Source organism: Clostridioides sp. LIBA-6822, from assembly GCF_056688955.1.
The window spans coordinates 1,120,949-1,144,637 of record NZ_CP196995.1; the positions used below are offsets into that span (position 1 = coordinate 1,120,949).

The window sequence follows — 23,689 nt, forward strand, 5'->3', positions numbered from 1 at the left end:
GAATTTTATGAGCTTAGATGTATCATTCATGTTTAACATTTTGCCAGAAATATTTATAGCATCTAAAGAAACAATAATAATGGCTTTAATATCACTAGTACTATCTTTAATAATAGCAACTATAATGGCGTTAATAAGCTATAACAAAGTTAAAATATTAAATGAAATTGTTAAAGTTTATACCTCAATTTTTAGAGGTACACCACTGTTAGTTCAGTTGTATGCATTGTATTTTGGATTACCAAGAGCTATTCCAGCTCTTGTAGATATGTCTCCATTTACTGCAATGATAATTGCTTTATCAGTAAATATGTCTGCATATATGTCAGAGACTATAAGAGGAGCAATTTCTTCTGTAGATAAGGGACAATATGAAGCAGGAGCTTCCATTGGACTTACAAATGTACAAATATTTAGAAGGATAGTCATGCCACAGGCTATAAGAGTAGCTATTCCTGCATTATCTAATCACTTTGTAGATTTAATTAAAGGTTCCTCATTAGCTTTTACTATAGGGGTAATAGAAATAATGGCAGCAGCAAATTATAATGGTGGTAGTAAATATAAATATCTAGAAGCATTCTTAGTTGCAGGATTTGTATATTGGTTTATATTATTTGTATTTGGACTTGTTCAAAAGAAAATAGAAGCAAAACTAAATTCTGCATATTAATAGTATTACATAATAAAATAGAAACCATTTAAATAAAATTTCCTATTATATTTAAGTGGTTTCTATTTTATTGTTTTATTTATGGGCAATAAAGTAATAAAGACTTTTAAAATATAGAAAGCAATTTTAGAAATGCTAAAACTAGATAATCCATAATAAAAAAATAATTAAAAATTGTAACTAAATTGTAATAAAATGGTAGTTATTTAGCATAAAATGATGTATCATAGAAGTGTATTATAAAATTAATAAAGTAAGATTTTTTAAAAGAGAACTGCTGGCTTTTGATTTTTAAAGTGAGTAGTTAAATTATGTTTAGGAGGGGTAGATTTTGTTACAAAAAGTATTATGGAAATTTTTAAAGCTAGTAGCAGGTTTATTTATATGTTCAGTTGGTATAGTACTGACGATAAATTGTAACCTTGGTTTATCTCCTTGGGATGTATTTCATCAAGGTCTTTCAAATCATATAGGAATAACTATAGGGACTGCCTCTATAATTGTAGGCTCTATAGTAGTTATAGCTGATGTTGTTCTTGGTGAGAATGTAGGATGGGGAACTGTTTTTAACATGCTATTAATTGGATTCTTTATGGATTTACTTTTGTATAGTAAATTAATTCCAGAGGCTGATAGTTTATTTGTAGGAATAATTATGTTAATATTAGGATTAATTCTTTTGGCTATTGGAATGGTATTTTATATGGGAAGTGGTTTAGGAAGTGGACCTAGAGATGGTCTGATGGTTGCACTTCAAAAGAAAACTGGAAAATCACTTAACTTAATAAGAGGAACTATAGAAGTTGGAGCATTAATAGTAGGATTTTTCCTAGGAGGAAAAGTTGGTGTAGGAACTATAATAAGTGCATTTGGATTAGGTTATTTTACACAGATAATATTTAGTTTATTTAAATTGGATTGTAGCAAGATTAAACATAGATTTATAGTAGATGATATAAAATTTATTAAGATATATATGAGTGGAGATAAAAAAACTACTGCTCAAAATATAGCTAAGTAACTTAACAATAAACTTAGTAAAAGGTTAAATATTGTAAATTTAAAATTATATATATAACGTTGGATATTAAAAGAATATTAAACTATGAAAATTGCTAGAAATCTATAAAATATAGATTTCTAGCAATTTTTTATTTGTTTAACATTTTTTTATGTTTTAGAAGTTTTATTATGTATTTAATGAATTGATTAATTTATAATTAGGGATACTAAACTTTATAGATATTAATATAAACACCCTTAGATTGTGTATTTTCCAAAGCCTTTAAAATACTTGCATCTATTCTAAATAAAAAAATAAAAAAATGTCAAAAAAACTCTTGTATTATATCCAAATTTTATATATAATTACCTATGTTGTTTACAAATTTTAAACTCAATGTTTAGTAAACAAAATGTTTAGTAAAATAAAACAGAAACTAGGAGGTGCAACATGGATATAGGTGAAAAGATAAAAAGATTAAGAACAGAAAAACAACTGACCCAGGAAGAGTTAGCTAATAGATGTGAATTGTCAAAGGGATTTATTTCTCAATTAGAAAATAACTTAACATCACCATCCATAGCTACCCTTATAGATATACTTGAAATACTAGGTACGAATTTAAGGGAATTTTTTAATGAAATAGATGACGAAAGAATTAGTTTTACAAAAGAGGATATGTTTGAAACGGAAGATGAAGACTTAAAATATAAACTGAAGTGGCTAATTCCGAACTCACAAAAAAATGAAATGGAGCCAATAATAATAACATTGTATCCAGGAGGACAATATAAAGAAGAAAAGCCACATGAAGGCGAAGAATTTGGATATGTATTAGCAGGTTCGATATATGTTCATATAGGCGAAAAGAAAAATAAGGTAAAAAAAGGAGAAAGCTTTTACTTTAGACCAAGAGCAAATCACTATATATCAAACGAAGGTAAAACGACAGCAAAAGTGATTTGGGTAAGTACGCCACCATCATTTTAGAATAGAGGTGTTTAATAATTGGTAGAAAATATAATAGAATTAAGAGATATATCTAAACATTATGAAGAACTTACCGTTTTAGATAATTTCAATTTAGATATAAAGAAAAATGAATTTTTAACTTTACTTGGACCAAGTGGATGTGGAAAAACTACTACATTAAAAATAATAGCAGGATTTGAGTATGCTGATGATGGTAAAGTTTTATTTGAAGGTAAAGAGATAAATAATTTGCCACCATATGAAAGACAAGTAAATACAGTGTTCCAAAAATATGCTTTATTTCCACATATGGATGTGTATGAAAATGTAGCTTTTGGACTAAAAATTAAAAAGACTCCAAAAGATGTAATAGATGCTAAAGTGAAAGAGGTTTTAAAACTTGTTGCACTAGAAGGCTTTGAAAGACGACAAGTTGACTCACTAAGTGGAGGACAGCAACAGAGAATTGCAATAGCAAGAGCTCTAGTTAATGAACCAAAAGTACTGTTACTAGATGAGCCACTTGGAGCACTTGATTTAAAGTTAAGACAAGAAATGCAAATAGAATTAAAAAGAATTCAAAAAAAATTAGGAATAACATTTGTGTTTGTAACTCATGACCAAGAAGAGGCTCTTACTATGTCAGACACTATTGTCGTAATGTATAAGGGTAAGATACAACAAATGGGAACACCACAGGATATATACAATGAACCTAAAAACTCATTTGTAGCTAAGTTTATAGGTGAAAGTAATATATTTGATGGAATTATGATAGAAGATTATAAAGTAAATTTCTGTAATAGGGATTTTGAATGTGTTGATAAAGGGTTTGAAAAAAATGAAAATATAGAAGTGGTAATAAGACCAGAAGATATAAAAATGGTAAAGCCAGAAGAAGGAATGTTAAAGGGGAAAGTTACATCTACTGTGTTTAAAGGAGTGCATTACGAGATAGAATTAAATGAGAATGGCAGATTATGGATACTTCATAATACTAAAAATGCTGAGGTTGGAACAGAACTAGGTATGGACATATATCCAGAAGACATCCATATAATGAGAAAAGAGAATAACTAAGATGAAGAGAAAATCTTTCTTAGCATATCCATATGTAGTTTGGAGTGCGATATTTGTAATAATTCCTTTAATACTAGTAGTATTTTTCAGTTTTACAAAAGAATCAGGTGGAGGTTATGCATTTACACTTGAGAATTATAAAGAAGTAATAGACCCCATATATATTAAAGTATTTGCTCGTTCTATTCTTTTAGCAGGAGGAGCGACATTGATATGCCTTGTAGTTGGTTATCCAGTGGCGTATATAATTTCAAAAGCTCATGTAAGTAGAAGAGGTTCATTAATATTATTATTTATTCTTCCTATGTGGATGAATTTTCTTTTAAGAACGTATGCATGGGTTGCTATATTAGGAAAAAATGGACTTTTAAATACATTTTTAGGTTGGTTTGGAATACAGCCATTAGCAATTTTGTATACTAATTTTGCTATACTTTTAGGTATGGTATATAACTTTTTACCATTCATGGTTCTTCCAATATACACTGCACTATCAAAGATGGATAATGATTTGATAAATGCTGCTCATGACTTAGGTGCAAATAATATGACAGTATTTAGAAAAATTATATTTCCTTTGAGTTTACCAGGTGTAATGTCTGGAATAACTATGGTATTTATGCCAGCAGTTACTACTTTTGCAATATCAAGACTGTTAGGTGGAGGTAAAATAATGCTAGTTGGAGATTTGATTGAACAACAATTTACAGTTGTTGGAGATTGGAACTTTGGCTCAGCAATATCGATATTTATGATGATAGTAATATTGATATCGATGTCTATAATGTCAAAATTTGGAGATGAGTCTGACAAAGAAGGCGGTGGGTTACTATTTTAAAATTAAAGAAAATAACTTCTAATATATATTTAGCATTAGTATTCTTGTTTTTATATGCACCCATATTTGCCTTAGTACTATTCTCTTTCAATGATTCAAAATCAATGGCAAGATGGAATGGATTTACATGGAAGTGGTATGGTCAATTACTTCAAAATGAGAGTATAATGAGTGCTTTATATTATACTATCGTAATAGCTATATTAGCATCTGTAATATCTACAATAGTAGGAACTATAAGTGCTATAGGAATACATAAGATGAGAGGTAAGAGCAAAAAACTAATACTAAATGTAAACTATCTTCCTATTTTAAATACAGAGATAGTTACAGCAGTAGCTCTTATGAGTCTGTTTGTATTTGTAAAAATGGAATTTGGATTTACAACAATGCTATTGGCACATATAATGTTTTGTTTGCCATACGTTATACTTTCAGTTTTACCAAAAATGAAGCAATTGCCTGATAATATAGAAGATGCAGCTATGGACTTAGGAGCAACACCTATATATGCTCTTAGAAAGGTAATTTTACCACAAATAAAGCCAGGTATAGTTTCTGGATTTTTAATTGCATTTACTATGTCAATAGATGACTTTATAATAAGTTTCTTTAATGCTGGAAATGGTGTAAGTAATCTTTCTATAGAAATCTATGGAATGGCTAGAAGAGGTATAAAACCTGAAATAAATGCATTATCAACAATAATGTTTGCAGTGGTTTTAGGATTACTTTTATTAGCTAACAAAAAAGAATCTATAGTAAGGGGGACTAAATAATGATTAAGTTTAAAAAAGTAATAGCCCTTATAGCTGTAGGTGTGATGACAGTTACTCTATTTACAGGATGTAATAAAGCAACTGATTCTACAAAAGTTTTAAATGTATATAATGTTGGAGATTATATAGATGAATCTCTTATAGATAAGTTTGAAGAAGAAACGGGAATAGATGTTCAATATTCGACTTATGATACTAATGAAATGATGTATCAAAAAGTAAAGAGTGGTAGTACACACTACGATTTAGTCTTTCCTTCAGACTATATGGTAGAAAAAATGAAAAATGAAGGTCTTTTGGAAAAGCTAGATTTTAAAAATATACCTAATATGAAGTATTTAGATAAGAGTTTTTTAAATCCTGTATACGATGAAACTAATGAATATAGTGTTGCATATATGTGGGGAACTCTTGGAATATTGTACAATAAAAAAGAAGTTAAAGAACCTATAGATAGCTGGAATATACTTTGGAATCCAAAGTATAAGGGCAATATAATGATGTTTGATTCTGTTAGAGATACTATAGGAATAACTCTTAAAAAATTAGGATATAGTATGAATAGTGTAAATCCAAAAGAAATAAATGAAGCGAAAAATCTTTTAATGAAACAAAAAGACTTGGTATTAGCCTATGTAAATGATGAAGGTAAGGATAGACTACTTGGTGGAGAAGTAGCAATGGGTATGTTGTATTCTGGAGATGCAGTTACATTGATGGACCAAAACCCTGACCTTGATTATGCTATACCTAAAGAAGGTACTAATAAATGGGTAGATGCTATGTGTGTACCTACAACTGCACAAAATAAAAAAGAAGCTGAATTGTTTATAAACTTTTTATTAGACCCAGAAAATGCAAAAATAAATGCTGAGTATATTGGATATTCGACACCTAATACAGGAGCACTAAAATTATTAGACCCAGAAATAACTAATAATCCTGTTGCATATCCGTCTAAAGAAGTACTTAGTAAATGTGAGACTTTTGAAGATATTGGTGAAAACATAAAGTTATATGATAAGGCTTGGATAGAATTAAAGTCAAAATAGAGTTTTGGTGATTAATTATATTTACTTAATAAAACTGTTCTTTTTAGAAATTAATTTTCTAATTATTGAACAGTTTTATTTTTTGCTCATATTATATACTTTTTTTGAATTTATTTTTATAATAATTTAAAATTCAATAAGTTTAGTTGATTACTAGTTTTGTAATAACACTCATAAAAACAAGCAAATATATGACTTTAATGTCAAGTGTTTGCTTGTTTTTTTATTAAACTATGTTCACATACAATTTAAATAAGAATTAAGTAAGTGAAAAGCTTATTTGTATAATGACTTTAATAATAATTAGAAAAAATGGGCAACTTAATAGAATAATTGGAGGTGTAAATTTATAAAAATGAATAGGATAAATAAAAAAATAGATTTATTAATATTGAGTTTACTAGTTTTTATGTTTTTAATTGTTGGAATAGTAATATTATCTATTAGAACAGAAAATAAATTGAATGTATTTATAATGCTTGCAGTAATTTTTTTCATAATAATGTTAACTTATTTATCAAACTCAGTAGTAGGATTGATAACAAGTTCGATAACTATATTTATATATACATCCTATATTTTATATAACAATATTACTCATAATATAGATGTTGAATTTATATCATATATGTGGATAATAGCAATACCTATATCTTCAATTATAATAGGTACTTTAAATAAAAATATAAATGAATTACAAGATACGAACATAAAGTTATCTGAACAATATAAAGAATTAGTGACTATTGATAGAGAAACTGGACTTAGAAATTTAAAGATTTTTTATAATGATGTAAATATGGAGATAAGTAAATCTACTAGACATAATACTAATTTTTCTCTTATGATAGTAAAATTGCCATACTACGGAAATCTACAGACAATATTTGGAGAAAATAAAACTAATAAAATAGTAAAACATATCAGTTCTAGTATTATAGACTGTACAAGAAATGAGGATATAATCTATAGTTTACAAAAAGATATGATAGGAATATTAATGCCAAATACATCTCTGGAAGGCTCAAAAGTTGTTAAAGACAGAATAAATAAAAGGATAAGAGAACTAAATTTAGATTTAAACAATAAAGGAAAGTATGTAAATATAGACATTAAAATTGCATTTTTAGAGTATAAAGACAGCTTTGGAGATAGTATAAATTTTAAGAATATGGTTGAAGAGGAACTACAATACGATGTTTAAAATATTTAATAAGAGTTTATCAAGACTAGTAATGATATTATCAATAGTATTAATAATATTAAATTTTAACCTATCTTCATATGCATCAGAAATTACTTCTAATAAAAATAAGGTCTTAATCATATATGATTCTAAGAAAGAAACAGCTTACAATAGAGATATTTTAAAAATTATGAGGACTCTATTGGGAAGATTTAGTTCAGATATTGAATCATTAAAATTAAGTAACTATGATGATGAAATAAATAAAAATTATTATAGTCATGTGTTTATTATAGGAATTAATGAAAATTCATATAGTAATGACAAAAAAACTAAATATTTACTTAGCTCATTGGATTCATATAAAGGCAATATATGTTGGTTAGGGTATGGTATAGAAAATCTTTTGGAATATAAAAAGTATAATTTAGAGTATTTGGGAAAAACAAATAATATAGTTAATGTAAATTATAAGGGGAAATCATACAATTTGAATGAACACTATTTATTTAACCTTATAAAATCAAAAGATACAAGTAATAAAGTGATAGGAAGGATTGATGATACATTAAACAAGTATCCATATATAATAAATGATAAAAATCTTTTCTATGTATCAAAATTGGATTTGGATGGTGTTTTATTTTATATATTCTGTGATTCATTGAACGATATTTTTAATATTAAAGAGTTTGATAAGGGAAGTCTATTTGTAAGAATAGAAGATGTACATGCTTTCAGAGACCCAGAAGACCTTGTAAAGATAGCTGATTATTTAAGTGATAAGAATATACCATTTACAATTGCACTGATACCAGCTTATGTAAATCCTAAGAATCATAAAATAACTACTTTATCAGAAAGCCCTGAGATTGTCAAAGCAATAAAATATATGCAAGATAAGGGGGGTACAGTGATATTACATGGATATACTCATCAATATAAAAAAGAAGCAGTTTCTGGAGAAGGGTACGAATTTTGGGATGGAGAAAGGGATGCACCTTTAAAGGAAGACATGAAAGTATTTGTAAAAAATAGGGTGTTGAGTGGCCTTAGAATATGCATAGAAAATGGAATTTATCCTCTTGCGTTTGAAGCACCACATTATGCAATAGAATCGGAAGGATACAGAGAGTTAAAAAAATATTTTTCTACTTATGTAGGTCAACATCAAAATAATGATAAAAAATTTAGTACAAATACATATCCTTATGTTATTCGGGATACAGAAGAGTTTAATATACTTATACCTGAAAATTTAGGATATATAGACCCAAAAGATAATTTTACTTTTCAAAATATAAAAGAAAATTTAGATAAAATATCTATTGTTAGAGGTTTTAGTGGAGGATTCTTTTTTCATTCATATTTAGATATAGAGTATTTAAAATACGCAATAGAATATCTAGAAAAACAAGATATAGATTTTATGGATTTAAGAGATTTTGATAATTGGGTAAAAGTCGACGAAATACAAATAAGAAATGTTGGAGATGAAATTAGAGTAACTTATGATAGAAAATTAGAAGAAAATACTGAAAGTGATATTAAATTTAAGTCCATATCCAATATTAGCAAAATTTTGATATTAATAGTATCTGTAAGTGTTTTAACATTTGTGATTATATTTATATATTTTAAAAAAATAGATAAAAAGAAATTTTTAAAATAAGTGATTTTATATTAGAATCAATGTTTTAAAAACTTTTAGGAGAAATTTATGAGAGATTTAAATATATCAGAGTATTTATTTATATTTAGTTTATTTAGTATATGGTCTTTATTGCTTATAAATATTATTTTAGCTATGGGTGGTTATATATTTTATTTTAAAAATATTGATAAAGAAGTAAAAAAAATTGATGAATATCCTATGGTATCAATACTTGTTCCTGCTCATAATGAAGCTAAAGTAATAGGTAAAACTGTGGAATCTTTACTATTACTTAATTATCCTAAGGATAAAATGGAACTTATTGTTATAAATGATAACTCATCTGATAATAGTAAAGAAATTTTAGAAAGCATAAAAAATAAGTATAATAATTATAATTTTACCATAATAAATACAGATAATTTAACTGGAGGAAAAGGAAAATCAAATGCATTGAATATTGGATATACCATTTCTAAAGGAGAGTTTATAGCTGTTTATGATGCAGATAACACACCGGACAGAAATGCACTTAGATATTTAATACAAACAATAGTAATGGACGATGAATTAGGTGCTGTTATTGGAAAATTTAGAACTCGAAATAAAAATAAAAATCTATTAACAAAATTCATAAACATAGAAACGCTAAGCTTTCAATGGATGTCACAAGCTGGTAGATGGCAATTATTTAATCTGTGTACAATACCAGGAACTAACTTTATATTGAGAAAAAGTATCATAGAAGAAATTGGAGGATGGGATAGTAAAGCAATTGCAGAAGATACAGAAATTAGCTTTAGGATATATAACTTGGGGTATAAGATAAAGCTTGTACCACAGTCTATAACATGGGAACAAGAACCAGAAACTGTTAAGGTATGGATAAAGCAACGTACCAGATGGGCAAAGGGTAATATATATGTCTTAATGAAATATATAAAAAATATATTTAAACAGGGAAAAAATAAAATTGTATTTGATATAGCATACTTTTTTTCTGTATATTTTTTATTCTTAACATCTGTCATCATATCAGATATTTTATTTGTTTTAAGTATATCTAAACTAATAGAGATTTCAATTCCAATTAACTTTTTTCTAATATGGATACTATCATATCTTTTATTTATCATAGAGGTGAGTATAAGTCTGAGTATAGAAAAAGGTGAATCAACATTTGAAAATATATTCATAGTTGCAATCATGTATTTTACATACTCTCAATTATGGCTATTTGTAGCTATAAAAGGAATGATAGAGTATTTAAAAGATATAATTTTTAAAAGAGAAGTTAAATGGTATAAAACAGAAAGATTTTGATTCATGTACAGGAGGAACTAGCATGAAAAAATTTATTATATCAATTATATCTCTAGTATTGTTTTTTTCAAATATAGCAATTGTAGATGAAGTAAAGGCTGATGAGACGAAAGTTAAAAACTATAAGTTTGAAAGAGACATCACTATTGATGGTGTTATAGGAAGTAATAGTACTTTTTTTGAGGTAAATAAAAATTGGGATATTGAGGAAGTTTTATTACATCTTAGTTTTAGTAAAAGTCAAATATTAAATGGAGATGTTTCAAGTTTAACTGTTTTAATAAATAATGTACCAATAAAATCTATTAAATTAAATACTAAAACAAATTATAAAAATACACTAGAAGTACTAGTACCAAAAGATTATATAATAGAAGGTTATAATGAAATAAAAATAAAAGCATATAAAACAATATCTGATGAAATTTGTCAGGATGATTCTAATACTGGAAATTGGATGGTTATTCATAAAGAATCATATACATCAATTAGATATAAGCAGAAAAATATGGGAAATTCGATAAATGAATATCCATATCCATATGCAGAAATTGAAGATAAGCTTAACTTAGATACAACTATAGTAGTTCCAGACAATATGACTAGAGGAGAATCCACAGCTGTATTCAATCTAGCTTCAGAATTTGGAAAAATAACACAAAATGATGATTTAAGACTTGATGTTAAACTATTTTCAGAAATGAAAAATTGGTCAGAAGATAATATTATATATATAGGTAAACCTGAAAATACAGCAGAAGAAATTTTGAATATTTTAAGTACAAAAGAACAAACCCTCTTATCTTCAAATTGCATAATTAAGCAAGTAGATTCACCTTACAATAAGAATAAAAAGATGATGGTGATAATTGGTAGTAATGAAGATTATTTAATAAAAGCATCAAATTTATTAGTAGAAAATAAAATTTCTAGTAAAGTGCTATCGTCATCAGTACTTGTAAATGAAGATACTAATATAAAAATTAATGAACAACAAGAACTAAACTTAGCTCATTTGACATTAAAAGATTTAGGATATTCAGATTTTTTGTTAGAAGGTGCATTTAGTCAACAAGCTTTGTTTGATGTTAAAATACCAAAGGGCAAAGTATTAGATAATGGTTCAAAAATTGTATTAAATTTAAGGTACTCTGATAATTTGGACTTTGAAAAATCGTTGCTTACAGTGTCTATAAATGATGTTGTTGTGGGAAGTAAAAAATTGGATAGGTCACATTCTAATAATGATAAGTTAGAACTAAAAATACCTAAAGATATAGATAATAAAAATTACTATCAAGTTAAGTTAGCTTTTAATTTGAGTATAAAAAATTCGAATTGTATTACAAGAGAAAGTAATAATCCTTGGGCATATGTATTAAATAGTTCTTATTTGGAGTTATCTACAAAAGAAAATGAGGCTTTGTCCTTTGAAAGTTATCCATATCCATTTGTTAAAGATGATGAGTTTAATGACTTAACTGTGATAATGCCAGATTATTCAGGTTCACAAGCTATGACTTGGATGTCTAGATTAGGGGTTAATTTAGGTGCAAATATAAATTCATATAAAGGAAATATAAATGTAATTAGAGGAAAAGAATTTAATGAGAAATATAAGGATACCAATATTATAGTTTTTGGAGTACCATTTAATAATTCTGTTATAAAGATGTTAAACAATAATTTAAACATAAAGTTTAATAAAAGTTACTCCAACTTTTTATCAAATGATAAGATAAGTTTTATTGATAATTATGGAAAAAATATTTGTGCAATTCAATTAATAAAATCACCTTATAATAATCAAAAGGATATCATGGCAATTAGTTCAATAAATGAAAAAAATTTATATTTAGGTATGGATTATTTATTGAATAAAAGTAAAGTTAATGATTTAAAAGGAGATACATTAACAGTTGATGAATATGGAGAGGTAGAAGATTTAGCTTATAATTTAAAAATTAATAAGGAAGTAAAAGATTCAAACAGTAACATCAGTATTAGTAAGACTACTAAAGTATTTTTAATGATTTCTTTTATTATTATAATTGTAGGAGCAGTATTGTCAATGTTATATATAAAAAAGTATAAAAGAAGATAAAATGATAAATCTATTATTTTAAAAGAGGTATATAATTTGAATAAACATGTAAATAAATTTAAATTAAAAAGAAATGTTTTAATCTCAGTGATGGTTTTAATTTTTATATTTATAATTTACTTTATAAGCATAGAATTAAAAGAAAAAAGTTTAATAAAGAATCAATATAATGGTAAGATTAAATCAGCCAATTTATCTGTAGACTATGAAATAAAGCAAGTTATGAAGGATATAGATAAACTAGGATTGAATACAGTAAATGTACCTATAATTATAAATGTAGATGAAATTAATTCTGATATTATGTCAATAGATAATACCAGTAAAGAAAAAGCAATTAAGTTGATAAAAAAACTAAATAAAAAAGGTGTTTCAACAATATTAGAAGCATATCCATGGATAGAAAATGGCAAGTTATATGAGACTGACTGGAATCCTAGAAATAAAGAAAGATTTTTTTATACATGGCAAAATACTATATTAAATGAACTTATAATAGATGTGGCAAATCCTCTAGATGTAAATGTTTTGAATATAGGTTCTAATTTTGTACATTTAGAGGAATATCAGAAAAATTGGAGTGAGATAATAGATTTTGTACAATCAAAATTTGATGGTCTTATAACATACAGGACTAATTGGTGGTATACAAAAAAAGATGATTTAAATAGTAAATTGTCTTATGAAGAAAAGCTAAATAATAACTTTTTTGATAAATTAGATTTTATATCTATAGCAACATATTTTGAATTAAGTAATAAATCTGTTAATACAGTGGATGAATTGGTTTCTGCACTATATTCATCTACTGTAAATAATAGAGGACAAAATATAAAAGAAGAAATATATAATCTTTATAAGGTTCATAGAAAACCAATATTTTTTGGAGAACTAGGTTTTTCAAATAGAGAAAATGCGAGTTCTCAACCTTGGAATCATATTCCTTCAAAAGTTATAAATGGTGAAGAGCAAGCAAGGTGCTTTGAGGCATATAAAAAGGTTTTTGAAAATGAAGATTGGATAAAGGGCTTTTCTGTGTTTTGTGTAGGTAAAATAGATGAAGAAAAAAATTTTTACCCATCAAAGGAGAGTATAAAGATTATTAAGTCTTGGTATGAATAGTTTTATTATGTAAATATTAGTATTTGCATAAATTAAAATGGATGATTAGGAGAGATACAAATGAATGACATCAAGGTTATGACTGTGTTTGGTACTAGACCTGAAGCTATCAAAGTGGCACCTTTGATAAAAGAACTTGAAGAAAGAGAGCATATAAAAAGTATTGTGTGTGTTACAGCTCAACATAGAGAAATGCTTGACCAAGTTATAGAGACATTTAACATAAATGTAGACTATGATTTGGATATAATGAAAAAAGGACAAAGTTTAAACGATATAACATGCAAAATTTTAAATGAACTTCCATTAATTATAAATAAGGAAAATCCAAATATAATATTAGTGCATGGAGATACAACCACAACTCTAGCTACTAGTTTGACTGCATTTTATAGTAAAATTTTTGTTGGTCACATAGAAGCTGGACTTAGAACCTATGATAAATATTCTCCATTTCCAGAGGAATTAAATAGACAACTTACAGGTATTATTGCTGATATACACTTTGCTCCTACTAGTTTGGCTAGAAAAAACTTAATTTCTGAAGGAAAGCCTAAAAATAATATATTTGTAACTGGTAATACTGCAATTGATGCGTTAAAGATGACAATAAAAGAAGACTACAATCATCCTATAATTGATAAGATTGGTAATGATAGGATGATTTTATTAACTTCTCACAGAAGAGAAAACTTAGGAAATCCTATGAAAAATATATTCAAAGCTGTAAAACGAATAGTAGATAGCTTTGAAGATGTACAGATAGTATATCCCATACATTTAAATCCTGAAATACGTAATATAGCTGATGAAGTATTTGGAAAATCACCTAACAGAATTCATATTATAGAGCCTTTAGAAGTAGTTGATTTTCATAATTTTTTAAATAAAGCATATATGATAATGACTGATAGTGGAGGAATACAAGAAGAAGCTCCATCATTAGGTAAACCAGTTCTTGTATTGCGTGATAAAACAGAAAGAACTGAGGGGATTGAGGCTAAGACACTTAAATTAGTAGGTACAAATGAAGAGAAAATATATAATTCAGTAAGTAATTTATTAGTAAATAAAGGGAGCTATATTCAGATGAGTAAAGCATCTAATCCATATGGGGATGGAAATGCAAGTAAATATATAGTGGACATAATAATGAAAAAATTTAATTACAAATATTTAAATTAGTTTTTAGTTATTTAATATAAAATTTATAGAATTTATAGTGGAAAAGGTTAAAACTATTATCCATTTATATAAAATTTGTGATAACATAAGGAATACCATTTTTAAGGGGGAGTAATATGGGTAGAAAAACCATAAAAAACTTAGGTAGAAATAAAAGTGTAAAGAGAATAAAGCTTCTATTTAAAAAAATTTTTATTACTGTATGCATAATAGCAAGTATAATTGCTGTTTTTAACATAACAAAATATTTTGAGGAATTATATAAAGTAAGAGATATAAAAAGTACTAAAATTGAATACTATATGGATGTAGCTGATGAAGCTGGTGATGGGAAAGTTCAATTAAGTTGGAAGGCGTTGCTTGCTATAGATATGGTAATACATAATGAAGATTTAAGTAATATAAAAAAGAAAGACACATTGAATATAGGTGAAAGATTTATAGTAGAGGATAAAAACGATAAAGGAGAGAAAGTGTATAAGGTAAAAAAATTCACTAAAGTATTAAGTGAACTGAAATTTGACTCTTCTCAAAAAGGTAGAGCAAAAAAATATATGAAGGATTTAGAATACACATATCTTGGAAATAAAGAATTAAATAATAGTGATGAAAAAATTAAGTTTATAAAAAAATTAGAAGACTCAGCTATAAGAGAATACATTGACTATGGAATACTGCCATCTATCACAATAGGACAAGCTATATTAGAATCTGGATGGGGAAATTCTAAACTCACAAAACAGAGCAACAATTTATTTGGAATAAAAGCAGATAAAGCATGGAAAGGAAAAAAGGTAGAAATTTCAACTTCAGAAAACTATAATGATAAAATTGTAGCAAATTTCAGGTCATATAATTCAATACAAGATTCTGTTAAAGACCATAGTTTATTTTTAGTTAATAATAAAAGATATAGAAAACATGGTTTATTTGAAGCAAAAGATTATATCAGTCAAGCACAAGCATTGGAAAATGCAGGATATAGTACAGCTGAAGATAAAAAAGGAAATCGCATATATGCAGAACTATTAATAGAAGTCATTAGAAGTTACAATTTGCAACTTATAGATAATAAAGTAGAAACAAAGTAATTATTAACTTCATACAAAGTCATAACAGGATAATATTAGTTTCTACAAAAGAATAGAAAATTTGTAAAAAAAACTAAAAAAATGTATTGACTTGTTATTTAAAAGGTGATATTATTATTACTGTACTCGAAAGAGAACAAAATGAACTTTGAAAATTAAACAGTAGGTTAATTTATAAAACAAGAAACAAACCATAAAGCCAGATATTTTGATAACAATAGTATCTGAGCCTGATAAACTTTTATTTGAGAGTTTGATCCTGGCTCAGGATGAACGCTGGCGGCGTGCCTAACACATGCAAGTTGAGCGATTTACTTCGGTAAAGAGCGGCGGACGGGTGAGTAACGCGTGGGTAACCTACCCTGTACACACGGATAACATACCGAAAGGTATGCTAATACGGGATAACATATTTGAGAGGCATCTCTTAAATATCAAAGGTGAGCCAGTACAGGATGGACCCGCGTCTGATTAGCTAGTTGGTAAGGTAACGGCTTACCAAGGCGACGATCAGTAGCCGACCTGAGAGGGTGATCGGCCACATTGGAACTGAGACACGGTCCAAACTCCTACGGGAGGCAGCAGTGGGGAATATTGCACAATGGGCGAAAGCCTGATGCAGCAACGCCGCGTGAGTGATGAAGGCCTTCGGGTCGTAAAACTCTGTCCTCAAGGAAGATAATGACGGTACTTGAGGAGGAAGCCCCGGCTAACTACGTGCCAGCAGCCGCGGTAATACGTAGGGGGCTAGCGTTATCCGGATTTACTGGGCGTAAAGGGTGCGTAGGCGGTCTTTCAAGTCAGGAGTGAAAGGCTACGGCTCAACCGTAGTAAGCTCTTGAAACTGGGAGACTTGAGTGCAGGAGAGGAGAGTGGAATTCCTAGTGTAGCGGTGAAATGCGTAGATATTAGGAGGAACACCAGTTGCGAAGGCGGCTCTCTGGACTGTAACTGACGCTGAGGCACGAAAGCGTGGGGAGCAAACAGGATTAGATACCCTGGTAGTCCACGCTGTAAACGATGAGTACTAGGTGTCGGGGGTTACCCCCCTCGGTGCCGCAGCTAACGCATTAAGTACTCCGCCTGGGAAGTACGCTCGCAAGAGTGAAACTCAAAGGAATTGACGGGGACCCGCACAAGTAGCGGAGCATGTGGTTTAATTCGAAGCAACGCGAAGAACCTTACCTAAGCTTGACATCCCAATGACATCTCCTTAATCGGAGACTTCCCTTCGGGGACATTGGTGACAGGTGGTGCATGGTTGTCGTCAGCTCGTGTCGTGAGATGTTGGGTTAAGTCCCGCAACGAGCGCAACCCTTGTCTTTAGTTGCCATCATTAAGTTGGGCACTCTAGAGAGACTGCCAGGGATAACCTGGAGGAAGGTGGGGATGACGTCAAATCATCATGCCCCTTATGCTTAGGGCTACACACGTGCTACAATGGGTAGTACAGAGGGTTGCCAAGCCGTAAGGTGGAGCTAATCCCTTAAAGCTACTCTCAGTTCGGATTGTAGGCTGAAACTCGCCTACATGAAGCTGGAGTTACTAGTAATCGCAGATCAGAATGCTGCGGTGAATGCGTTCCCGGGTCTTGTACACACCGCCCGTCACACCACGGGAGTTGGAGACGCCCGAAGCCGATTATCTAACCTTTTGGAAGAAGTCGTCGAAGGTGGAATCAATAACTGGGGTGAAGTCGTAACAAGGTAGCCGTATCGGAAGGTGCGGCTGGATCACCTCCTTTCTAAGGAGAATTACCTACTGTTTAATTTTGAGGGTTCGTTTTTACGAATACTCAAAATTAGCACTTTAAGCAACAGAATAAACTGAGCGCATGCGAAGTTTGTTTGTTGGCGACGTGCGTTAGCACTTTAAGCAACGGGATTTATCCGTTGGCGTTGTGCGTTAGCACTTTGAAAACTGCATATATATTTAGTGATATGACATCTAATTTGTAATATATAAAGTTGATAACTTTTAAAAATTATCAAGTTGATAGACTTTAATCTATCAAACCTTTTTAACTGGTCAAGTTATTAAGGGTGCAGGGCGGATGCCTTGGCACTAGGAGCCGATGAAGGACGTGATAAGCTGCGATAAGCTTCGGGGAGTTGCACGTAAACTTTGATCCGAAGATTTCCGAATGAGGAAACTCACTTAGAGTAATGTCTAAGTATCATTAAGTGAATACATAGCTTAATGAGGGGAACTCAGGGAACTGAAACATCTAAGTACCTGAAGGAAGAGAAAGAAATTCGATTCCGTAAGTAGCGGCGAGCGAACGCGGATGAGCCCAAACCAATAAAGTTTTCTTTACTGGGGTTGTGGACATACCATATATAAGAGGTCATTATAGACGAAGAAGTTTGGAAAGACTCATCATAGAAGGTAATAATCCTGTAGTCAAAATAATAATTCTTTAGGTATGATCCAGAGTACCACGGGACACGTGAAACCCTGTGGGAAGCAGGAGGGACCACCCTCCAAGGCTAAATACTACCTAGTGACCGATAGCGTATAGTACCGTGAGGGAAAGGTGAAAAGAACCCCGGGAGGGGAGTGAAATAGAACCTGAAACCCTGCACTTACAAGCTGTGGAAGCACATTTCTTGTGTGACCGCGTACTTTTTGTAGAACGGGCCAACGAGTTACGTTAAGTAGCAAGGTTAAGCACTTAAGGTGTGGAGCCGTAGCGAAAGCGAGTTTTAACTGAGCGTTCAGTTACTTGACGTAGACCCGAAACCGGGCGACCTACCCATGAGCAGGATGAAGCGAAAGTAAAATTTCGTGGAGGTCCGAACCCACGAGCGTTGAAAAGCTCGGGGATGACTTGTGGGTAGCGGTGAAATTCCAATCGAGCCCGGAGATAGCTGGTTCTCCCCGAAATAGCTTTAGGGCTAGCCTCAAGGTGAGAGATACGGAGGTAGAGCACTGAATGTCCTAGGGGGTATTGCACCTACCGAAGACTATCAAACTCCGAATGCCGTCATCTTATACTTGGGAGTCAGACTGTGGGTGATAAGATTCATAGTCGAAAGGGCAACAGCCCAGATCGTCAGCTAAGGTCCCTAAATGTAAGTTAAGTGGTAAAGGATGTGGGATTGCACAGACAACCAGGATGTTGGCTTAGAAGCAGCCACTCATTCAAAGAGTGCGTAATAGCTCACTGGTCGAGTGATCCTGCGCCGAAGATTTCCGGGGCTAAAACTTACTACCGAAGCTACGGCATCATTATGATGGGTAGGGGAGCTTCCCATACGGGTTGAAGCATGACCGTAAGGACATGTGGACAGTATGGGAGTGAGAATGTTGGCATGAGTAGCGAGATGTGGGTGAGAATCCCACAGGCCGTAAACCCAAGGTTTCCAGGGGAAGGTTCGTCCGCCCTGGGTTAGTCGGGACCTAAGCTGAGGCCGAAAGGCGTAGGTGATGGACAACAGGTTGATATTCCTGTACTACCGATAACCGTTTGAGAGATGGGATGACACAGTAGGATAAGCTAAGCACACTGTTGGTTATGTGTGCCCAAGCATTGAGGCAGTCAGAGTAGGTAAATCCGCTTTGATAATGCTGGGATGTGATGGGGAGCGAAATTTAGTAGCGAAGTAGCTGATTTCACACTGTCAAGAAAAGTCTCTATCGAGGTTAAAGGTACCCGTACCGCAAACCGACACAGGTGGGTGAGGAGAGTATCCTAAGGCCCGCGAGAGAACTGTTGTTAAGGAACTCGGCAAAATGACCCCGTAACTTAGGGATAAGGGGTGCCACCATCCGGTGGCCGCAGAGAATAGGCCCAAGCGACTGTTTACCAAAAACATAGGTTTCTGCTAAGTCGCAAGACGATGTATAGGAGCTGACGCCTGCCCGGTGCTGGAAGGTTAAGGGGATCTGTTAGAGTAATCGAAGCAGTGAACTTAAGCCCCAGTAAACGGCGGCCGTAACTATAACGGTCCTAAGGTAGCGAAATTCCTTGTCGGGTAAGTTCCGACCCGCACGAAAGGCGTAACGATTTGGGCACTGTCTCAACAACAGACTCGGTGAAATTGTAATTCCGGTGAAGATGCCGGATACCTGCGACAGGACGGAAAGACCCCATGGAGCTTTACTGTAGCTTGACATTGGGTCTTGGTACTACATGTACAGGATAGGTGGGAGGCTTTGAAACCAGGACGCCAGTTTTGGCGGAGCCATCCTTGGGATACCACCCTTGTAGTACTGGGACTCTAACCATAGGCCATGAATCTGGTCTTGGGACACTGTCAGGTGGGCAGTTTGACTGGGGCGGTCGCCTCCCAAAAGGTAACGGAGGCGCTCAAAGGTTCTCTCAGTACGGTCGGAAATCGTACGTAGAGTGTAAAGGCAAAAGAGAGCTTGATTGCAAGACATACAGGTCGAGCAAGGATGAAAATCGGACTTAGTGATCCGGTGGTTCTGCGTGGAAGGGCCATCGCTCAACGGATAAAAGCTACCCTGGGGATAACAGGCTTATCTCCCCCAAGAGTCCACATCGACGGGGAGGTTTGGCACCTCGATGTCGGCTCATCACATCCTGGGGCTGTAGTAGGTCCCAAGGGTTGGGCTGTTCGCCCATTAAAGTGGTACGCGAGCTGGGTTCAGAACGTCGTGAGACAGTTCGGTCCCTATCCGTCGCAGGCGTAGGAAATTTGAGAAGACCTGTCCTTAGTACGAGAGGACCGGGATGGACGTACCTCTGGTGTACCAGTTGTTCTGCCAAGGGCATGGCTGGGTAGCTATGTACGGAATGGATAAGCGCTGAAAGCATCTAAGCGCGAAGCCAACTTCAAGATAAGATTTCCCACCGCAAGGGTAAGACCCCAGAAAGACTATCTGGTTGATAGGTCGAAGGTGTAAGTGCAGCAATGTATTTAGCTTATCGATACTAATAGGTCGAGGACTTGACCAAATTATTTGATGTCCATTCAATAAAATATATGTGTAGTTTTTAGAGTGCTAACTCTAGAAAATTAGTTTTGCTAATTTATAAGAATTTAATGCGGGTGTAGCTCAATGGTAGAGTTCTGGCCTTCCAAGCCAGCTGTGAGGGTTCGATCCCCTTCACCCGCTCCAAAAGATTATGTGGTTACAATAGCAGAGAGGATACACCTGTTCCCATTCCGAACACAGAAGTTAAGCTCTCTAGCGCTGATGGTACTTGGTGGGAAACTGCCTGGGAGAGTAGGACGTAGCCACGTAATCTTTTTTTGTTGTATAAAATTTAATAAAACTACAATTATTATATGTTTTTATTTGTCTTTTATAGATTTTTTTGGCAATAAATGATATAGTGGATATAATTAAATATATTAGATATATTTAATTTTTTTATTTTTTGTGTTTTATAAGTTTATTTTTTATATAATTATTTATAATTTTGGGTAGATACTCTTTGATATATTTTAAAAATCTAAATCTATAAAACAAAATAGAAATTTACATTAAGTAAGGAGATTAATATGAGAAGAAATGCAAAATTATTAACAACAGGAATTCTTTCAATGGCAATTGTTGCACCGACAATGGCATTTGCTACTGAATCTAATGCTATGGAAAATAATGCAGATTTAAATATAAGCTTAGAGAAAAAAAGTATAGTTTTAGGCAGTACATCAAAAGTTAGTGTTAAATTTAAAGAAAAGCCAGATGCAGATAGTATTACATTAAAATATAAATGTTATGATATGCCCTTAGATACGACTATAAATTACAACCAATCAACTGGAGCATATGAAGGAACTATCAATTATAATAAAGACCCAGAATATCAAAATGTTTGGGAGCTACAAGGTATAACAATAAACAGTGCAAATAATCCTAAGACTTTAAACAAACAAGACCTAGAGAAGCTAGGATTAAATTTAAAAGACTATAATGTAACACAAGAATGTATAATTGAAGATATAACTTCAAGAAAAGATGTAAATAAATACTTGAGAAAGACTTCTGCACCTATTACAGAACTTACAGGAAGTGATAGATATGAGACCGCAGTTAAAATAAGTAAAGAAGGCTGGAAAAATGGTTCAGATAAGGTAATTATAATAAGTGGAGATGTAAGTATTGATGGGATTATATCAACTCCACTAGCTACTACATATAATGCACCAATACTTTTGGTTGAAAAAAATAATGTGCCTGATAGTGTAAAATCAGAATTAAAACGTCTAAATCCTAAAGATGTAATCATAATTGGAGATGAGAATTCTATTTCTAAAACTAGTGCTAATCAGATAAAATCAACTGTAAATGCTAGTCAAACACGTCTAAGCGGTTCTAACAGATACGAAACATCTCTATTGATAGCAAAAGAAATAGATAAAAATCATGATGTAGATAAAGTTTATATAACGAATGCTACTGGTGGAGAAGTAGATGCACTTACTATAGCAGCAAAAGCAGGTCAAGATAAGCAACCAATTATATTGACTGATAAAGATAGTATTACAAATAATACATATAAATGGTTGGAGGGTGAGGATTTACAAAGTGCTTATTTTATAGGTGGTCCTCAAATGATATCAACAAATGTTATAAATAAAGTAAATGATATAACTAAGGATAGCGTTACTAATAATAGAGTATATGGAGCAGATAGACATGAAACAAATGCAAATGTAATAAAAAAATTCTATACAGAGGATGAATTAGAAGCTGTTTTGGTAGCTAAATCAGATGAACTTGTTGATGCTTTAGCAGCAGGTCCATTAGCTGCTAATTTAAAATCTCCAATACTTATAACTCCAAAGACATATGTGTCAGCATATCATAAAGCTAATTTAGAAGCTAAATCAGCTAATAAGGTATATAAAATAGGTGGAGGATTGACTTCAAGTGTAATGAATTCTATAGCAGCATCATTATCTAAGCACAATACTACTCCAGCAGACCCAGATAATAATGGTGCTAAGACAGTTATGATTGACCCAGGACACGGTGGTTCAGATAGTGGTACAACAGGGAAACCATTAGGTGGTATTAAAGAAAAAGATTATACTTTAAATACTTCACTTGCGACTACTGAATATTTGCGTTCAAAAGGTATAAATGTAATTATGACTAGAGACACAGATAAAACTCTATCACTTGGAAACAGAACTGCTTTATCTAATTCTTTAAGACCAGATTTATTTACAAGTATACACTATAATGCGTCTGATACAACTGGAAATGGTGTGGAAGTATTTTATAAACTTGAAGATAAAAATGGTGGAACTACTAAAACTTTAGCTACAAATATATTAAATAGAATTTTAGAAAAGTTCAATCTAAAAAACAGAGGTGCTAAGACGAGAGCACTATCAACTGATGCTACAAAAGATTATTTATATGTTTTAAGAACAAATGATATGCCAGCAGTACTCGTAGAATGTGCATTTTTAGACAATGAGAAAGATATGAGTTTATTGAATACATCAAGTAAAGTAAAAGAAATGGGTACACAAATCGGTAAAGGTATAGAAGAGTCGCTAAAATAGTCTAAATGAGAATCATTAAAGGTTTTAATATAAAATTAATTATGGTCTTAAACTTAGACTAAATCTACAAAATAAAATATAATTGTATTAATAAGAAAGGCTATATATATACTGTTGCATATAAGTGCAAAAAA

At 31.4% G+C, this 23,689-nt stretch carries 15 protein-coding genes, 1 tRNA gene and 3 rRNA genes; all 19 read left to right on the forward strand.

What is annotated here, in order from left to right:
* Nucleotides 1-7 precede the first annotated feature (7 nt).
* The 19 genes from ACTG48_RS05465 (at nt 8) to ACTG48_RS05555 (ending at nt 23,555) form a co-directional block, all read left to right on the forward strand.
* Nucleotides 8-673, forward strand: coding sequence for an amino acid ABC transporter permease (locus ACTG48_RS05465; protein ID WP_021383742.1), 666 nt, complete (start codon nt 8-10; stop codon nt 671-673).
* A gap of 331 nt (nt 674-1,004) precedes the next feature.
* Nucleotides 1,005-1,694 carry a YczE/YyaS/YitT family protein gene (locus tag ACTG48_RS05470; RefSeq protein ID WP_479918339.1) on the forward strand — a complete coding sequence of 230 codons (690 nt, stop codon included), beginning with the start codon at nt 1,005-1,007 and terminating at the stop codon, nt 1,692-1,694.
* A 432-nt stretch (nt 1,695-2,126) separates the two neighbouring features.
* Nucleotides 2,127-2,666, forward strand: coding sequence for a helix-turn-helix domain-containing protein (locus tag ACTG48_RS05475; RefSeq protein WP_021383760.1), 540 nt, complete (start codon nt 2,127-2,129; stop codon nt 2,664-2,666).
* A gap of 18 nt (nt 2,667-2,684) precedes the next feature.
* Nucleotides 2,685-3,728, forward strand: coding sequence for a spermidine/putrescine ABC transporter ATP-binding protein (gene potA, locus ACTG48_RS05480; RefSeq protein ID WP_021383779.1), 1,044 nt, complete (start codon nt 2,685-2,687; stop codon nt 3,726-3,728).
* Between the two features lies 1 nt (nt 3,729).
* On the forward strand, nt 3,730-4,566 hold the full coding sequence (locus tag ACTG48_RS05485; RefSeq protein ID WP_021383784.1) for an ABC transporter permease: 837 nt from the start codon (nt 3,730-3,732) through the stop codon (nt 4,564-4,566).
* A 104-nt stretch (nt 4,567-4,670) separates the two neighbouring features.
* Nucleotides 4,671-5,345 (forward strand): ABC transporter permease, encoded by a 675-nt coding sequence (locus tag ACTG48_RS05490; protein WP_003432155.1) that lies wholly within the window; start codon nt 4,671-4,673, stop codon nt 5,343-5,345.
* Nucleotides 5,345-6,397 carry an ABC transporter substrate-binding protein gene (locus tag ACTG48_RS05495; protein WP_479918340.1) on the forward strand — a complete coding sequence of 351 codons (1,053 nt, stop codon included), beginning with the start codon at nt 5,345-5,347 and terminating at the stop codon, nt 6,395-6,397. The genes ACTG48_RS05490 and ACTG48_RS05495 overlap by 1 nt, the downstream gene beginning before the upstream one ends.
* 355 nt (nt 6,398-6,752) lie before the next feature.
* The gene (locus ACTG48_RS05500) at nt 6,753-7,601 is read left to right on the forward strand and encodes a diguanylate cyclase domain-containing protein (RefSeq protein WP_021383776.1); all 849 of its coding nucleotides are present in this window, start codon (nt 6,753-6,755) and stop codon (nt 7,599-7,601) included.
* Nucleotides 7,594-9,255 (forward strand): DUF2334 domain-containing protein, encoded by a 1,662-nt coding sequence (locus ACTG48_RS05505; RefSeq protein ID WP_479918341.1) that lies wholly within the window; start codon nt 7,594-7,596, stop codon nt 9,253-9,255. The genes ACTG48_RS05500 and ACTG48_RS05505 overlap by 8 nt, the downstream gene beginning before the upstream one ends.
* Nucleotides 9,256-9,303: 48 nt before the next feature.
* Nucleotides 9,304-10,560 (forward strand): glycosyltransferase family 2 protein, encoded by a 1,257-nt coding sequence (locus tag ACTG48_RS05510; protein ID WP_479918342.1) that lies wholly within the window; start codon nt 9,304-9,306, stop codon nt 10,558-10,560.
* Between the two features lie 22 nt (nt 10,561-10,582).
* Nucleotides 10,583-12,664 (forward strand): cellulose biosynthesis cyclic di-GMP-binding regulatory protein BcsB, encoded by a 2,082-nt coding sequence (locus ACTG48_RS05515; protein ID WP_479918343.1) that lies wholly within the window; start codon nt 10,583-10,585, stop codon nt 12,662-12,664.
* A gap of 36 nt (nt 12,665-12,700) precedes the next feature.
* On the forward strand, nt 12,701-13,786 hold the full coding sequence (locus ACTG48_RS05520; RefSeq protein ID WP_479918344.1) for a glycoside hydrolase family 113: 1,086 nt from the start codon (nt 12,701-12,703) through the stop codon (nt 13,784-13,786).
* A 60-nt stretch (nt 13,787-13,846) separates the two neighbouring features.
* Nucleotides 13,847-14,971: a non-hydrolyzing UDP-N-acetylglucosamine 2-epimerase gene (gene wecB / locus ACTG48_RS05525; protein WP_479918345.1), complete on the forward strand. Its 1,125-nt coding sequence runs from the start codon at nt 13,847-13,849 to the stop codon at nt 14,969-14,971.
* Nucleotides 14,972-15,087: 116 nt separating this feature from the next.
* Nucleotides 15,088-16,062: a glycoside hydrolase family 73 protein gene (locus ACTG48_RS05530; RefSeq protein WP_021383792.1), complete on the forward strand. Its 975-nt coding sequence runs from the start codon at nt 15,088-15,090 to the stop codon at nt 16,060-16,062.
* A gap of 241 nt (nt 16,063-16,303) precedes the next feature.
* A 16S ribosomal RNA gene (locus ACTG48_RS05535) occupies nt 16,304-17,806 on the forward strand.
* A 282-nt stretch (nt 17,807-18,088) separates the two neighbouring features.
* Nucleotides 18,089-20,986 (forward strand): 23S ribosomal RNA (locus ACTG48_RS05540).
* Between the two features lie 90 nt (nt 20,987-21,076).
* Nucleotides 21,077-21,150, forward strand: a tRNA-Gly gene (locus ACTG48_RS05545).
* An 8-nt stretch (nt 21,151-21,158) separates the two neighbouring features.
* Nucleotides 21,159-21,275, forward strand: a 5S ribosomal RNA gene (rrf, locus tag ACTG48_RS05550).
* The 16S, 23S and 5S rRNA genes sit together here with 1 tRNA gene alongside, the layout of an rRNA operon.
* Nucleotides 21,276-21,536: 261 nt before the next feature.
* Nucleotides 21,537-23,555, forward strand: coding sequence for an N-acetylmuramoyl-L-alanine amidase (locus ACTG48_RS05555; RefSeq protein ID WP_479918346.1), 2,019 nt, complete (start codon nt 21,537-21,539; stop codon nt 23,553-23,555).
* The last annotated feature ends 134 nt before the right edge of the window (nt 23,556-23,689 follow it).

Coding starts and splice junctions, on each gene's coding strand:
- ACTG48_RS05465 (WP_021383742.1), top strand. CDS start 8: ATGAGCTTAGATGTATCATTCATGTTTAACATTTTGCCAGAAATATTT.
- ACTG48_RS05475 (WP_021383760.1), top strand. CDS start 2,127: ATGGATATAGGTGAAAAGATAAAAAGATTAAGAACAGAAAAACAACTG.
- ACTG48_RS05485 (WP_021383784.1), top strand. CDS start 3,730: ATGAAGAGAAAATCTTTCTTAGCATATCCATATGTAGTTTGGAGTGCG.
- ACTG48_RS05490 (WP_003432155.1), top strand. CDS start 4,671: ATGGCAAGATGGAATGGATTTACATGGAAGTGGTATGGTCAATTACTT.
- ACTG48_RS05495 (WP_479918340.1), top strand. CDS start 5,345: ATGATTAAGTTTAAAAAAGTAATAGCCCTTATAGCTGTAGGTGTGATG.
- ACTG48_RS05500 (WP_021383776.1), top strand. CDS start 6,753: ATGAATAGGATAAATAAAAAAATAGATTTATTAATATTGAGTTTACTA.
- ACTG48_RS05505 (WP_479918341.1), top strand. CDS start 7,594: ATGTTTAAAATATTTAATAAGAGTTTATCAAGACTAGTAATGATATTA.
- ACTG48_RS05510 (WP_479918342.1), top strand. CDS start 9,304: ATGAGAGATTTAAATATATCAGAGTATTTATTTATATTTAGTTTATTT.
- ACTG48_RS05515 (WP_479918343.1), top strand. CDS start 10,583: ATGAAAAAATTTATTATATCAATTATATCTCTAGTATTGTTTTTTTCA.
- wecB (WP_479918345.1), top strand. CDS start 13,847: ATGAATGACATCAAGGTTATGACTGTGTTTGGTACTAGACCTGAAGCT.
- ACTG48_RS05530 (WP_021383792.1), top strand. CDS start 15,088: ATGGGTAGAAAAACCATAAAAAACTTAGGTAGAAATAAAAGTGTAAAG.
- ACTG48_RS05555 (WP_479918346.1), top strand. CDS start 21,537: ATGAGAAGAAATGCAAAATTATTAACAACAGGAATTCTTTCAATGGCA.